Source organism: Pleomorphomonas oryzae DSM 16300 (genome assembly GCF_000422965.1).
Lineage (GTDB): Bacteria > Pseudomonadota > Alphaproteobacteria > Rhizobiales > Pleomorphomonadaceae > Pleomorphomonas > Pleomorphomonas oryzae.
Map to the genome: position 1 here is coordinate 187,935 of NZ_AUHB01000009.1, position 13,960 is coordinate 201,894.

The following is a 13,960-nucleotide window of genomic DNA, read 5'->3' on the forward strand; positions in this document are numbered from 1 at the left end:
ATGTCCAAGGCAAGACAATCGACACTGCGCACCAGCCTCGTTCATGTGGCGCTGATCGCCTATACGCTGGTGGCGCTGTTCCCGGTGTTTCTAACCATCATCAACTCGTTCAAGAGCAAACAGGCGATCTTCGGCCAGCCGCTTCGCCTGCCGGGTCCCTCGACCTTCAGCCTGATCGGCTACGAGACCGTGCTGAAGCAAGGCGACTTCATCACCTACTTCCAGAACAGCACCATCGTCACGGTTGTGTCGATCTTCCTGGTGCTGCTGCTCGGCGCCATGGCCGCCTTCGCGCTGTCCGAATATCGCTTCCGCGGCAATACACTGATGGGGCTCTATCTCGCCATCGGCATCATGATCCCGATCCGCCTGGGCACGGTGGCTTTGCTGCAGGGCATGGTGGCGACCGGCCTCGTCAACACGCTGACCGCTCTCGTGCTGGTCTACACGGCGCAGGGGCTGCCGCTCGCCATCTTCATTCTGTCGGAATTCATGCGGACCGTATCGGACGACCTCAAGAATGCCGGACGCATCGACGGTCTTTCCGAATACGCCATCTTCTTCCGTCTGGTGCTTCCGCTGGTGCGGCCATCCATGGCGACGGTGGCCGTCTTCACCATGATCCCCATCTGGAACGATCTGTGGTTCCCGCTGATCCTGGCCCCCAGCGAGAGCACCAAGACGGTGACGCTCGGCGCCCAGCTGTTCATCGGCCAGTTCGTCACCAACTGGAACGCCGTGCTGGCGGCGCTGTCGCTCGCCATCTTCCCGGTGCTCATCCTCTACGTCATCTTCTCGCGGCAGCTGATCCGCGGCATCACCTCGGGAGCGGTCAAATGACATCGCCCGTTCGCGTTCTTTCCGCCGGCCTTGGCAACATGGGCCGAAGCCACGCCCTCGCCTACCACCGCAATCCCGGCTTTGAGATCGTCGGGCTGGTCAACCGCACCAAGGTGGCGGTGCCGGACGAACTCAAGGGCTACGACATTGCCCCCTCGTTCCCCGAGGCCCTCAAGGCGCTGAAGCCGGACATGGCGTCGATCAGCACCTATTCGGAGAGCCACGCCGACTATGCGGTGATGGCCATGGAACAGGGCTGCCACGTGTTCGTGGAGAAACCGCTGGCCACCACGGTGGCCGACGCGCGACGGATCATCGACTGCGCCATCGCCAACCGGCGCAAGCTGGTCATCGGCTATATCCTGCGCCACCATCCGTCGTGGCAGCGCTTCATTGTCGAGGCGCGGACGCTCGGCGGCCCCTACGTGTTCCGCATGAACCTCAACCAGCAGTCCTCCGGCAAGACCTGGGAAACGCACAAGGCGCTGATGAACACCACGCCGCCGATCGTCGACTGCGGCGTCCACTATATCGACGTCATGTGCCAGGTGACCGACGCCGAGCCTGTGGAAGTGCGCGGCATGGGGCTTCGTCTCTCCAACGAAATCGCCCCCGACATGTACAACTATGGCCACCTGCAGGTGCTGTTCTCCGACGGCTCGGTCGGCTGGTACGAGGCTGGCTGGGGACCGATGATGTCGGAGCAAGCGTTCTTCGTCAAAGACATCATCTCGCCGAACGGCTCGGCCTCCATCGTCATGAAGGAAGGCAAGTCGGACGATGTCGATGCGCATACCCGCACCTCGACCATCCGCATCCACAAGGCCGCAACCGGCCCTGACGGGGCTTTTCTCGCGCCCGATGCCGACTACACGATGACCGGCGAACCGGGCCATCAGGAGCTCTGCGAGCTGGAGCAGGCCTATATGCTGAAGGCCATCGTCGAGAACATCGACCTCACCCAACACATGAACGACGCGTTGAAATCGCTGGCCGTCTGCCTTGCCGCCGACGAGAGCGTTCGCACCGGCAAGCCGGTTAAACTGCAAGGATGACGCCCCGTGGGATCGCTTGAACTCAAGAACATCAGGAAGTCCTTCGGCTCCATGGAAGTGCTGAAAGGCATCGACCTCCAGGTGAAGGACGGCGAGTTCGTCATCTTCGTCGGTCCGTCGGGCTGCGGCAAATCGACGCTGCTGCGCTCGATCGCCGGCCTCGAGGACGTCACCTCGGGCACCGTGCTGATCAACGGTGAAGACGTGACGGTGACGCCGCCGGCCAAGCGCGGCATCGCCATGGTCTTTCAGACTTATGCGCTCTATCCGCACCTCAGCGTGCGCGACAACATGTCGCTCGGCCTCAAGCAGGCTGGCACGCCCACCGCCGAGATCGACGTCCGCGTTGCCAAGGCAACGGACATGCTGTCGCTGGAGCCCTATCTGAAGCGCCGGCCGGCCGAACTGTCGGGCGGCCAGCGCCAGCGCGTCGCCATCGGCCGCGCGCTGGTGCGCGAGCCGGAACTCTTTCTGTTCGACGAGCCGCTCTCCAACCTTGACGCCGCGCTGCGTGTACAGACCCGCGTGGAGATCGCTCGCCTGCACCGCCAGCTCGGCGCCACCATGATTTATGTGACGCATGATCAGGTGGAAGCGATGACGCTGGCCGACCGCATCGTGGTGTTGAATGGCGGCGTCATCGAGCAGATCGGCTCGCCGATGGAACTCTACAATCGCCCCGCCAATATGTTTGTCGCCGGCTTCATCGGCTCGCCGCAGATGAATTTCATCGAAGCGGCGCGAGTTGGCGAGGCGGGCGCCACCATCGGCATCCGGCCGGAACATCTCGGGGTATCCCCCGCTGAAGGGCGGTTCCGCGGCAAGGTGATCCACGCCGAGCATCTCGGTGCCGACACCAATCTCTATCTTGAGACCGAGAATGCCGGCCTCGTCACGGTGCGCCTGTTCGGCGAGCATCGCTATACGGCGGACGACATCGTGTATGCCACGCCGGAGGCGGGCAAGATCCACCGCTTCGATGAGAACGGCAAAACGATCGTTGCCTGACACTGTCCTTGAAACGCCACCTCCGGGTGGCGTTTCTTTTTGGCTGCCAGCAATTGCGATCAAGCGATATCTTTTGGCCCAGGGCATGAAGAGGACGCCTCTCAACCCGCGAGGATGAAAATGGGCGTCCTGGAAAAGGCGATCTGGTACCTGGAGCTGAACGTCGGGCGACCGATGACGCTTGCCGAGCTGGCGAAGCTCTGTTCGGTCAGCCCCTGGCATCTGGCACGTCTCTTCCAGACGAATGTCGGTCTCGCACCGATGAGCTATCTGAGAACCCGGCGGCTTGCGATCGCCGCCGAGGCTTTGGCGTCAGGAGACCAGGAGATCCTGCCCATCGCTCTCGATGCCGGCTACAGCTCCCATGAGGCGTTCACTCGGGCTTTTGCCAGTTGCTTCGGCGTGCTGCCGAGCACCGTTCGGCAGACCCGAACCACAAGCCAACTGACCTTGATGGAGCCATGGACCATGCACAAGGACATGATCGTTGACCTAGCCGCCCCCAAGATGCGCGAGCGCGGCGCGTTTCGCGTCATCGGCCTATCGACGCGCTGCACGTTCGAGACCAATGCCGTCATTCCTCGCCTCTGGGGCGATTTCAATCCGCGCTGCGGCGACATCCCATCACCGGTGGGCAAGGCTGCCTATGGCGTCTGCTGCGACATGGAAGCAGACGGGCATTTTCGGTACGTCGCGGGCCTCGAATCGACGTCGACACGCGTTCCCGAGGGGTTCGATTTCGTCGACATCCCGGCCAGCCGATATGCCGTGTTCGAGCACGTCGGCCATCTCTCGGACTTCAACAAGACCGTCTACACCATCTGGAACAAGGCGCTGCCGGATGCTGGGCTAGAGCCGGCCAAGACCCCGGACTTCGAGCTTTACGACGAGCGCTTCCATCCCAAGACCGGCGATGGCGTGGTGGAAATCTGGATTCCCATCGCCCGATAGAAGAGACGGCACCGCCCTCCGTCGCGCAAGACCGACTACCTGTGCCGTACGGAGGGCGTCCTCAGCGTCACCAGTTCCTCGGACGCGGTGGGATGAACGGCCATGGTGCGATCGAAGTCGCGCTTTGTGGCGCCCATGGTCATCGTAATACCAACGACCTGGATCATCTCGCCGGCTTCCGGTCCCATGATGTGGACGCCGAGCACGCGGTCGGTAATGGCATCGACGACGACCTTCATGAAGGTGCGTTCGTCGCGGCCGGCGAGAATGTTGCGCATCGGCCGGAACTCAGTCTTGTAGATATCCACCGCCTTATAGGCCGCGCAGGCCGCTTCCTCGGACAGACCGACGGTGCCGATCTCCGGCGTGGTGAAAATCGCCGTCGGCAGGATCGAATGATCGGCGAAGCTCTCCTTGCCGCCGAATACCGTATCGGCGAAAGCGTGACCTTCACGGATTGCTACCGGCGTCAGTTGAGCGCGATTGGTGACGTCGCCGACGGCGTAGATGCCGGAGATCGACGTTTCCGACAGCGCGTTGACGACGATGGCGCCATCCTGATCGAGCGCCACACCCAGGTTTTCGAGGCCGAGCCCGGTGGTGTTCGGCTTGCGGCCGGTGGCGGCGAGAATGAGATCGGTGTCGAGATTGGCACCGTCCATCAGCTCGACGGCGAAACCGACCGTCGTCTTGTCAATGCGCCGCGCCTGGACGCCGGTCCTGAGGTCGATGCCACGCGCCCTCATCGCATCGGCGAGCTTATCCCTCACCTCGCGGTCAAAGCCGCGCAGCACCTGCTCGCCGCGATAGAGCACGGTGGTGGCAACGCCGAGGCCATTGAGGATGGATGCGAATTCGAGAGCGATATAGCCGCCGCCGACCACGATGGCCTTTTCAGGCAGGGCCGGTAGATCGAACATATCGGTCGAGGTGACGGCATGTTCCATGCCAGGAACGTCCGGCAGAACCGGGCGATTGCCGGTAGCGATCAAGATGCGGTCGGCCGTGATGGTCCGCTCCTCCGCCACAAGGCGGATTTCATTGGGGCCGGTAATGACCGCACGATCGCGGATGACCTCCACGCCGGACCGCTGCAGGTTGCCGACATAGATGCCTTCGAGGCGGGTGATCTCGCGTTCCTTGGCCGCTCTCAGGGCCTGCCAATCGAAGGTCCGATCGCCGACCGTCCAGCCGAAACCGGCAGCGTCATTGAACTCACCGGCAAATCGGGACGCATAGACCAGCAGCTTCTTCGGCACGCAACCGCGAATGACGCAGGTGCCCCCCACCCGGGATTCTTCGGCAATGGCCACACGAGCGCCGTAGCCTGCCGAAATGCGAGCGGCGCGAACTCCGCCGGAGCCCGCGCCGATGACGAAGAGATCATAGTCGAAGGATGCCATCACCAACCGCCGTATAGAGGAACCAATGTCCTCATATCACGCCGGCGGTCGGTCGTGGCAACCGCGTCACTTAGAAGTTATAGCCACGCTTGTTGAGCTCATCACGCGAACGGGTGACGATCTCGGTGGAGATGGCGTCGCGCCAGATGCCGGCGGAACGCATCGAATCCTGGATGATCACCGGGGCCATCTGGCCATATTTCTCGCCGACCGGCGACTTGAAGAATGCCGTGATCTGCTTGAGTTCCTCTTCGCTGAACCGGCCGGCCCAGACGCGCTCGAGCTCGCGATCGAGCTCCGGACGACGCTTGGCAAGATCGAGAGCGACGGAGCTCACCACTTCCTCGATGTCCTTGGCGGCGCCCGGGTTGGAACGCTGGAACAACGCCTTGGTCTGGTCGGCCAGGGCGATGAGAATTTCGTTGAACTGCTCGGACGCATGGGCCGCGGCGATGGTCTCGCGGGCTGCGGCGATATGGGACTCGGTGAAGTCCTCAGAAAGGGCCGGAGACGCCAGCGCGGCGATCACCATGGCCGCCGCCAGTGGGCGGCGGAGAAGGTTCAGGGTCCGGTGCATACACAAATCTCCGATATCGACTTCGTCGTTGGTTTCATTGGTCCCAGGGGGCAAGCTTTTGTGACAACCTCCCACATCGCCAACGCCACGTCATCGTGGAATCGTTGACGGCGTCGGTTATCGAAAGTGCCGTCGCCCCAGCCTGTGAAACCGAATTCTGGCGAAATGATGCGCCCGCCGCGTTCAAGCCTCATTTCCCCCGAAACGGTCCCCGCTGGTTTGCCGCAATCTGGGCCATGTCGCAAGCCCGTTGCACGGAGTCGCGACCTTTGACCCACCCTGCCGACAGCTTTGACGGCAGGTAGCCTTAGCGTCTGCCCCTGAGCATGCTAAATCCTTATCCTCATTGGGTAAGGAAAGGCGAGAGGATCGATGCGTCCAGTTGTGGTTTTCGATCTTGATGGCACGCTTCTCGACACAGCGCCCGACCTTCTGCGGGCGCTCAACCGCATCCTCGATGCCGAAGGCCTTTCCGCCGTCCAGCGTGCCGACGTAGCGGGTCTGTTCGGCCATGGAGCGCGGGCGCTGATCGGCGAAGGGTTTCGCCGAGCCAACCGCCCGCTCGATGACATGCGTGTTCCCGAGTTGGTCGAGCGATTCGTCGCCCATTATGCAGCGGAGATAGCGGCGGAGACGCGCCCCTACCCCGGCCTGATCGACGCCCTTGCACGCCTTGCCCGGCGCGGCTTCGGTTTTGCCGTCTGTACCAACAAGCGGGAAGTGCTGAGCCACGCCGTGCTGAGTGGCACCGGCCTTTCCGCACTGTTCTCGGCAGTCATCGGTGGCGATAGCCTGCCAGAGCACAAGCCGCATCCGCGCCCGCTGCTCGAGGCGGTAGCGCGTGCCGGTGGCAGTCCGGACATGGCAGTCATGGTTGGTGACAGCGAAACCGACATCGCCACGGCACGAGCTGCCGGCATACCGGTGATCGCCGTGGATTTCGGCTACGGCGGCCGGCCAGCCGCCGAATTTGGCGCCGACGTCGTCATCAGTCATTACGACGACTTGGATCGGGCCATTGATACGCTTCTGCCGAACCCAACATAAGCGCCGGTATTGGCTGGAACGGCAGGCGCCGGACCGCCGCTCCGTGCTTTGGGAAATCTTCGTCCGGCCCGGCGTCTATTCACCCGTCTCAGCGTTTGTTGCGCCGACCGGCTTTGATTCCGGCGAGCCCTGCTGGCGCAAAAAGATCGAGAGGACGACCAGCACGGCGGTCGACAGAAATTCCGACTGCCAGTTCTGGAAGGACTCAAACCACAGCTGAGCGTCAAATAGATAGGCCATCATCGACTGAGGGATCTCGCCATGCCGGAGCGCCTCTTCGCTGGCCGCGGCGGAACTGGCCGACCAGTGCAAAACAAACGACAGCACGAACAGAAGAGCCAATGCCAAGCCCAGGCTGTTGCAATATAGCCAAGAGAGAACGGGGTGACGTTGCCGGAGCTCGGCAGGCAGTTCGTCGTTTGGCCGGCCGGGATCGTCCGGATCGCGCGACTCCGAAGAGCCGCGCTGAAACAGCATGGCCGTCAAAATGACGTAGGCCGACATTTGCAGGAATTCGCTTTCCCAGTTCTCGAACAGCGACGACAGGAAAGCGCCGCTGACGAGATAGGCGAAAAGGCCGATAGCCGGTGCCCCATGCTTGGCGAGTTCGTCGTTGTGGTTCACATGGCCGGCCCAGACCATGCCGATAAAGCTGAACAAAAACATCGCCATCAGCGCAATCGTCAATCCGTTGTCTCTGAAAAAGGCTCTCACACTCACTCTCCTTCCCCAGTGCCGAGCACCACGGATGCCAACGCATCAAGGCAGCGGATCGCATCGACAGGGCAGACGCCATCTTCAGACGGCATCGGCTCGCTCAGGCGCTGTGATCGGACGGGATTCTTATTCAGACTGCCTGAAAGAAACGCCGGCTCGCCCATTCCGTTCCGATCGAGCAGCCAGATCGAACGGACTGTTGGCACGGCACCGCTTCAGTCATTCTTGAGGCCGGTTGCGTACTGCATGCGGCGCAGCAGCCACAGAATGGCCACCCCGGCGAGACTGGCGACCAACGCGACGGACCATATCCCCAGCCCACAGGCGAGGCCGATGGCTCCGGAGAGCCACATGCTGGCGCCGGTCGTCAGCCCCTTCACATCGCCCTTGGTGAAAACGATAACCCCGGCCGCAAGGAAGGTGATTCCGGCGGTGACGGCTTCAACCAGCCGGATGGGATCGAGCCGCATGGCGGGGTTCCCCACCGCCAGCCTGTCCATCATGAACAGCGTGATCATGCAGAAGGTAGCGACGGCGAGCCCGACCAGCATATTGGTTCGCAAACCAGCCGGATTCTTGTGGACGCCTCGTTCAAGCCCAATCAGACCGCACAGCAGGGCAGCGCCGATGGTCCTAAGCAGAAGGATCTCTATCGGCAATGGGAATTCAAAGGTGAATTCCTTAACGAGGCTTTGCGGCATGGTGATTCTCCTGCTTTCCGGCACAAGCCTTTAGTCGGAGAAAGGTTCCGGGAAATCCTTACGCAGCTGTCACCGTACTAATACTAGGTTCGTCGACCGGAAAGCTCATGAGATGGTCGGTTGATGAAGTTGGCTTCTCTCCTTGCGAAAGCTGACAAAATATTGGGACGCTCCCAGGTTTAGTATTTGATGAAGCTGAGATAATTCCGTCGGCTAACTGCCAGCTATACAACACCTGCGCGAATTAGTGATCGCTCGCCCCTTGTAAACAATACCAGGGCGATCTCTATGAACCGAGCCAAGCGTCGAATCATGACATAGCCAAAAGGCTGAATCCTGCGGTTTATTGGGTCACGAATATTTTTTCGTTGTTAACGAGTGCCGGCTAGACAGGAGGTAGCTGCCGTAATGACAGCGGCGTCTGAACTGGGGGCTCCAGTGAACATTCAATCGATTAAGGTCAAAATCGTCGCATTGTCAGTGGTTTGTCTGCTGACGACTGTCGCGGCCGTTGTTGGCTATGGCATCTACGCCAACAAGCAACTCAACGAGCAGACGAACAAGAGTGTCTCGCAGTTGCTCGATGCCAAGTCCCGCGAAGCCCTTCAGGCCATCGCGACAACTCAAGCAGGCGACATCCGCGCCGAGGTCGATACGGCCTTCGCGGCAGCCCGCAATATGGCCCGTGCTTTTGAGGTCATGGCGGGGGACAGTCAGTCGGGCACACCGGTCGAGCTGCGCAGAGCTCAGCTGAACGCGACGCTCCTCAACGTCCTCAAGGACAATCCTCGCTTCAACGGCACTTACAGTGCCTGGGGCGTCGACAGCATCGATGGCAACGACGCCGCGTTCAAGGGCAAGACGAACCTCGGCTCGGATCAGACAGGGCGCGCGCTTCCCTATTGGACTCGCGACAGCGCCGGCAAGATCGCGCTTCAGCCGCTCGTCGAATATGACAGCCGCGAGAGCCATCCCAACGGTTTGATGAAAGGTGGCTGGTTCATCGGCCCACAGGAAACCGGCAAGGAAAGCATTCTGGCTCCCCTGCCCTACATCGTCCAAGGCAAGGCGGTCTTCCTATCAACGATGTCGGTTCCCATCACGGTCAACGGCAAGTTCCTGGGCGTCGCCGGTGCCGACTTCGATCTGTCCGCCATTCAGAAGCTGGCAGAAGCCGTCGACGGGCAGATTTACGGTGGCGAGGGTGCCGTTACCATCGTTACCGACAAGGGATTGATCGTCGCGTCCAGTCTCGACCCAACAGCCATTGGCGGCCCCCTGTCGAAGATCGACACCGCCTGGCAAGATGAAATGACCACGATCACCTCGGGCAAGCAGGCCATCACCTACGATCAGGCATCGGATCGTCTGCGGGTGTTCGCTCCGGTGACGCTCGGCCGTACAGGTATGAACTGGTCGGTCATCATCCAGATCCCGCGTGCGGTTGTCATGGCGGATGTCACCAAGCTCGCGAATGAAAATGCCGCAGCCCAGGGCGACAGCAACAGCAACCAGGCCATCGTGTCGCTGGTGGCTACCCTTGCCGGCATCATCGTGATGTGGCTGGTGTCGCTGTCGGTCAGCAAGCCGATCCAGCGCCTCACCACTGCCATGGAAGGCCTTGCAGCCCGCAAGACCGGCATCGTCGTGCCGGGTACCGACCGCAAGGACGAGATCGGCGCCATGGCGCGGACCGTCGGCGTCATCCAGGATAACGCCGTCATCGACGCCAAAGCGGCGACCGAACAGGCGGCAGCCAACGACGCCCGCATCGCGGCGGAACGCAAGGCAGCGATGGACCGCATGGCTGACGAGTTCGAGAGATCGGTCGGCGCCATCGTCGGTTCGGTTTCCTCGGCATCGACCCAGCTTCAGTCGGCCGCCCAGACCTTGACCAGTACGGCCGAGGATACGTCGGTGCGCTCCGCCGAGGTTGCCCAGGCATCCGAAGAAGCTTCTGCCAACGTCAACACGGTGGCCTCGGCTTCCGAGGAAATGGCGGTTTCCGTCCAGGAAATCAGCCGCCAGGTTGCCGAGAGCGCCAGAATGGCAGCTAGCGCCGTGCAGGAAGCCGTCGGCACTGCCAAGACGGTGAAAGACCTGTCGGACGCAGCCCAGCGGATTGGCGAAATCGTCGACCTCATCGGCAATGTTGCCGGCCAGACCAACTTGCTGGCCCTCAACGCGACGATCGAAGCGGCCCGTGCCGGTGAAGCCGGAAAGGGCTTTGCCGTGGTCGCTTCCGAGGTCAAGAATCTGGCCGATCAGACCGCCAAGGCGACGGCGCAGATCAGCGCGCAGATCTCCGGCATCCAATCGTCCACCGGAACGGCGGTCTCGGCGATCGACAGCATCTCCAAGACCATCGAAAAGATGGACGAGATCGCTGCCCTGATCGCCTCGGCGGTTGAGGAACAGGCGGCCACGACGCAGGATATTGCCCAGAACGTGCAGAGCGCGTCGACCGGCACCTCCGGCGTTTCGCGGAATATCGTCCTGGTCACCCAGGCCGCGTCGGCCACCAGCGCCGCTGCCGAGCAGGTTCTGAGTTCCTCGGCCGAGCTGTCGCAGCAGTCGGAAATGCTGAAGGAGCAGGTTAGAACCTTCCTGGCGACAGTCCGAGCTGCCTGAAGCCGATTGACAACCATGAGACCTGCGAGAGACCCTTGGGTTTCCCGCAGGTCTTTCTTTTTGAAGTCATTCGCGCCCGAAACCATCAGGGAGCTGGAAACCGACGCGCCGATACGTGATGATCGCCTTGTCAGCCAACCATCGATTTGGCAACCAAGGCATCAGTTGACTTGGGCTTCGCCGTCCCGACGGTGTGTCAGGCCCACCGAGGAACCCTTCAATGACCTCCTCCCTCAGCCAGGACGAAATCCGCCGTTACTCCCGCCATTTGCTCCTGCGGGACGTCGGCGGGCCAGGGCAACAGAAGCTGAAGGCAGCCAGGGTTCTGTGTATCGGGGCCGGCGGGCTCGGCTCTCCGATCATCGAATATCTGGCCGCCGCCGGCGTCGGCACGCTTGGGCTCATCGACGACGATGTGGTGTCACTGTCCAATCTGCAGCGGCAGGTGGTGCACTCCACCGCCAACGTCGGCAAGCTCAAGGTGGAAAGCGCGGCCGAGCGCGTCGCGGCTTTGAACCCGCACGTGGCCACAGAGCTGTTCCCGGTTCGGCTTGATGGCGCCAACATCGCCGAGATCTTCGCCGGCTTCGACATCATCGTCGACGGAACGGACAATTTTCCGACACGCTTTTTGGTGGCAGACGCCGCCTATGCGCTGGGTAAGCCACTCGTTTCGGCGGCCGTGCAGGAGTTCTACGGCTCGGTGACGACGCTTCAGCCCTATGTGCTCGACGAAGACGGCAAGCCCGCACCAAGCTGGCGCTGCCTGATGCCGCGCGAACCCGAGGGCGATGTGCCGACCTGTTCTCAGGTCGGCATTCTCGGCGCGGTGGTCGGCGTGCTCGGGACGCTGGCGGCCTGCGAAGTCTTGAAGTTGATCACCGGCGTCGGCAAGCCGCTGATCGGTCGCCTGCTGATGGTCGACATCCGCGATATGAAGGTCGACACCATCGGCTACCGGCGCCGACCGGATACGCAGGTTCCGGAGTTGCCTGGCCTGCAGGCAGACGTGGGATAGCCCTGCCCCGACAGTGTCATACCAACTCGCGAAGATGCTGACGCATCCGCTCACTGAGAGCATTGCCGATTTCTCATGCGCCTGATGCAGATGAGAAATCGGCAATCAGAATCCCAAGGGGCATTTTCAATACCTCCTGGTATCGGGCTTTGCTAAAGCCGAATGACCTCCACCGTTTCGCCAGCGGCTATGGCCGGCGCATATTCGGGCCGGATCACCAGCGCATTCGCCATGGCCATGGTCCGCAGCAGGGATGAGTCCTGCCGCGCGAAGGGAGTGGCGCGGAGCTGCCCATCCCTCATGGAGATCTCGCCACGCAGATAGTCGCGCCGCATATCGTTGGCTGCGAGAGGCGCATCGAGAATGGCGGTCGATGTTCCCGGCAGCACATCGCCAAGGCCCAGCATGGCGCGGATCAGCGGCGCCAGAAACAGCACGCCGCAAACCAGCGTCGACACCGGGTTGCCGGGAAGGCCGAGTACATGGGCCTGATCGATACGGCCGTGCATCAGCGGCTTGCCGGGGCGCATGGCTACCTTCCAGAAGCCGATCGCAGCCCCTTCCGCCTCGAGAGCCGCGCGGGTGAAGTCGTGATCGCCGACCGAGGCGCCACCGATCACCACCACAATGTCAGCCCCATCATCCAGGCCGCGCCGAATGCGTCGGCGCAATGAGCCGAGATCGTCAGGCGCGATGCTGAGATCGATCGGTTCGCCCCCCGCTTGCCGGACGAGATAGGCAAGCGCCACCGATGAAGAGGCGATGATCTGGTGAGGCTGCGGGTCACCTCCCGGCGGCACCAGTTCGTCGCCTGAAGCGATCAACGCCACACGCGGCCGGCGTCGCACCAGCAAGCTGTCGTGATTCATGGCAGCCGCCAGCCCAAGCGAGGCGAAGCCGAGATGCGTCCCGGCGTGGAGGCCAACGTCGCCCTCGTTGAAATCGAGGCCACGAGGACGGACATACTGGCCGGCGGCGAGCGCTATCTTGAAGCGGACACGATCGAGGTCCCGTTCGGCATCCTCCTGCATGACGACGCAATCGGTTCCCGAGGGCAACGGCGCGCCGGTGAAGATGCGGACCGCTTCGCCCTCGCCGACGGCCCTGCCGAAGGCGTGTCCGGCGGCCGATTCCCCCACGACGCGAAACCAAGCGTCCCCTGACGAAGCCGCCGCGCGGACGGCGTAACCGTCCATCGACGACAAGGATACCGGCGGCTGCGTCCGACGCGCCTCAAGGTCGACCGCGAGCACGCGGCCGCCCGCTTCGCTCAGGGACACCCGCTCGTTGCCTGTCGGCCGGACGGCGGACAGGAGTTCGGACTGGGCAGCCTCAACGGAAATCAGCGTCATGACAACTCCTGTTCAGGCACTAGTGCACTGACGCATTCATTCGGTCCACGCTATGGACAACGCGAGGCGAATGAATGCGTCGGAAAGTGCACTACCAACAAATTGACTCTAGTGCAGTTTACGACACCGACACTTGATCGGTCACTTGCCATCAACGTGAATCAAGTGTCGGTGTCACTGCACTAGCCAGCCAATGGCCGGACTTGCCACCGCTCTTCTCGACGAGGTGGATGGCCTCGATGCGCACGCCCTTTTCGACCGCCTTGACCATATCGTAGATGGTCAGACAGGCGACCGAAACAGCGGTGAGCGCCTCCATCTCGACGCCGGTCTTGCCGGTGCAGCGCACTGTTGCCGATACGGCAATCCCAGGCAACTCCGGATGAGAATCGAGTTCCAGCGCCACACCGGAAAGCGCCAGCGGATGGCAAAGGGGAATGAGGTCGGCCGTCTTCTTCGCCGCCATGATGCCGGCCAGGCGCGCAGTGGCGATCACGTCGCCCTTCGGCACCCTGCCGTCGACGATCAGCGCCAGCGTCTCGGCCTTCATGATCACCCGTCCGCTCGCCGTTGCCACGCGGTGGGTGACCTCTTTTTCGCCCACGTCGACCATATGGGCAGCGCCCTTGTCGTCCAGGTGACTGAGACCGTCCTTCATGA

13 protein-coding genes are annotated in these 13,960 nt (G+C 62.1%); 7 read left to right on the forward strand and 6 right to left on the reverse strand.

Annotated elements, in window-relative coordinates; translation table 11 throughout:
- The 4 genes from G522_RS0115920 (at position 1) to G522_RS0115935 (ending at position 3,854) form a co-directional block, all read left to right on the forward strand.
- Complete coding sequence (locus tag G522_RS0115920) at positions 1–840, forward strand: carbohydrate ABC transporter permease (RefSeq protein WP_026791903.1); 840 nt, start codon at positions 1–3, stop codon at positions 838–840.
- Positions 837–1,895 (forward strand): Gfo/Idh/MocA family protein, encoded by a 1,059-nt coding sequence (locus tag G522_RS0115925; protein WP_026791904.1) that lies wholly within the window; start codon positions 837–839, stop codon positions 1,893–1,895. The genes G522_RS0115920 and G522_RS0115925 overlap by 4 nt, the downstream gene beginning before the upstream one ends.
- A gap of 6 nt (positions 1,896–1,901) precedes the next feature.
- Positions 1,902–2,903 carry an ABC transporter ATP-binding protein gene (locus tag G522_RS0115930; protein ID WP_026791905.1) on the forward strand — a complete coding sequence of 334 codons (1,002 nt, stop codon included), beginning with the start codon at positions 1,902–1,904 and terminating at the stop codon, positions 2,901–2,903.
- A 120-nt stretch (positions 2,904–3,023) separates the two neighbouring features.
- Positions 3,024–3,854 carry an AraC family transcriptional regulator gene (locus G522_RS0115935; RefSeq protein WP_026791906.1) on the forward strand — a complete coding sequence of 277 codons (831 nt, stop codon included), beginning with the start codon at positions 3,024–3,026 and terminating at the stop codon, positions 3,852–3,854.
- Between the two features lie 35 nt (positions 3,855–3,889).
- Here the strand turns inward: G522_RS0115935 and gor are convergent, their stop codons facing one another.
- Both gor and G522_RS0115945 read right to left on the reverse strand, forming a co-directional pair.
- Positions 3,890–5,257: a glutathione-disulfide reductase gene (gene gor / locus G522_RS0115940; RefSeq protein WP_026791907.1), complete on the reverse strand. Its 1,368-nt coding sequence runs from the start codon at positions 5,255–5,257 to the stop codon at positions 3,890–3,892.
- A gap of 70 nt (positions 5,258–5,327) precedes the next feature.
- Complete coding sequence (locus tag G522_RS0115945; RefSeq protein WP_051228692.1) at positions 5,328–5,834, reverse strand: DUF2059 domain-containing protein; 507 nt, start codon at positions 5,832–5,834, stop codon at positions 5,328–5,330.
- Between the two features lie 372 nt (positions 5,835–6,206).
- Here G522_RS0115945 and gph point away from each other — a divergent pair, with 372 nt between their 5' ends.
- Positions 6,207–6,881 (forward strand): phosphoglycolate phosphatase, encoded by a 675-nt coding sequence (gene gph, locus G522_RS0115950; RefSeq protein WP_026791909.1) that lies wholly within the window; start codon positions 6,207–6,209, stop codon positions 6,879–6,881.
- A 75-nt stretch (positions 6,882–6,956) separates the two neighbouring features.
- On the opposite strand, the gene G522_RS0115955 is transcribed toward gph, so the two are convergent.
- Together G522_RS0115955 and G522_RS0115960 are read right to left on the reverse strand one after the other, a co-directional pair.
- On the reverse strand, positions 6,957–7,595 hold the full coding sequence (locus G522_RS0115955) for a DUF6766 family protein (RefSeq protein ID WP_026791910.1): 639 nt from the start codon (positions 7,593–7,595) through the stop codon (positions 6,957–6,959).
- A 218-nt stretch (positions 7,596–7,813) separates the two neighbouring features.
- Positions 7,814–8,299, reverse strand: coding sequence for an MgtC/SapB family protein (locus G522_RS0115960; protein ID WP_026791911.1), 486 nt, complete (start codon positions 8,297–8,299; stop codon positions 7,814–7,816).
- A gap of 438 nt (positions 8,300–8,737) precedes the next feature.
- Between G522_RS0115960 and G522_RS0115965 the strand changes: the two genes are divergently transcribed.
- Both G522_RS0115965 and G522_RS27165 read left to right on the forward strand, forming a co-directional pair.
- A complete protein-coding gene (locus G522_RS0115965; RefSeq protein ID WP_026791912.1) occupies positions 8,738–10,930 on the forward strand; it encodes a methyl-accepting chemotaxis protein in 2,193 nt (730 codons plus the stop codon).
- 220 nt (positions 10,931–11,150) lie between these two features.
- Entirely contained in the window at positions 11,151–11,948 is a 798-nt protein-coding gene (locus G522_RS27165; RefSeq protein ID WP_051228693.1) for a HesA/MoeB/ThiF family protein, read from the forward strand.
- A gap of 152 nt (positions 11,949–12,100) precedes the next feature.
- Here the strand turns inward: G522_RS27165 and G522_RS0115975 are convergent, their stop codons facing one another.
- Complete coding sequence (locus G522_RS0115975) at positions 12,101–13,300, reverse strand: molybdopterin molybdotransferase MoeA (RefSeq protein WP_026791913.1); 1,200 nt, start codon at positions 13,298–13,300, stop codon at positions 12,101–12,103.
- A gap of 151 nt (positions 13,301–13,451) precedes the next feature.
- Positions 13,452–13,958, reverse strand: coding sequence for a cyclic pyranopterin monophosphate synthase MoaC (gene moaC, locus G522_RS0115980; RefSeq protein WP_026791914.1), 507 nt, complete (start codon positions 13,956–13,958; stop codon positions 13,452–13,454).
- Between the last annotated feature and the right edge of the window lie 2 nt (positions 13,959–13,960).

Coding starts and splice junctions, on each gene's coding strand:
- G522_RS0115920 (WP_026791903.1), top strand. CDS start 1: ATGTCCAAGGCAAGACAATCGACACTGCGCACCAGCCTCGTTCATGTG.
- G522_RS0115925 (WP_026791904.1), top strand. CDS start 837: ATGACATCGCCCGTTCGCGTTCTTTCCGCCGGCCTTGGCAACATGGGC.
- G522_RS0115935 (WP_026791906.1), top strand. CDS start 3,024: ATGGGCGTCCTGGAAAAGGCGATCTGGTACCTGGAGCTGAACGTCGGG.
- gor (WP_026791907.1), bottom strand. CDS start 5,257: ATGGCATCCTTCGACTATGATCTCTTCGTCATCGGCGCGGGCTCCGGC.
- G522_RS0115945 (WP_051228692.1), bottom strand. CDS start 5,834: ATGCACCGGACCCTGAACCTTCTCCGCCGCCCACTGGCGGCGGCCATG.
- gph (WP_026791909.1), top strand. CDS start 6,207: ATGCGTCCAGTTGTGGTTTTCGATCTTGATGGCACGCTTCTCGACACA.
- G522_RS0115960 (WP_026791911.1), bottom strand. CDS start 8,299: ATGCCGCAAAGCCTCGTTAAGGAATTCACCTTTGAATTCCCATTGCCG.
- G522_RS27165 (WP_051228693.1), top strand. CDS start 11,151: ATGACCTCCTCCCTCAGCCAGGACGAAATCCGCCGTTACTCCCGCCAT.
- G522_RS0115975 (WP_026791913.1), bottom strand. CDS start 13,300: ATGACGCTGATTTCCGTTGAGGCTGCCCAGTCCGAACTCCTGTCCGCC.
- moaC (WP_026791914.1), bottom strand. CDS start 13,958: ATGAAGGACGGTCTCAGTCACCTGGACGACAAGGGCGCTGCCCATATG.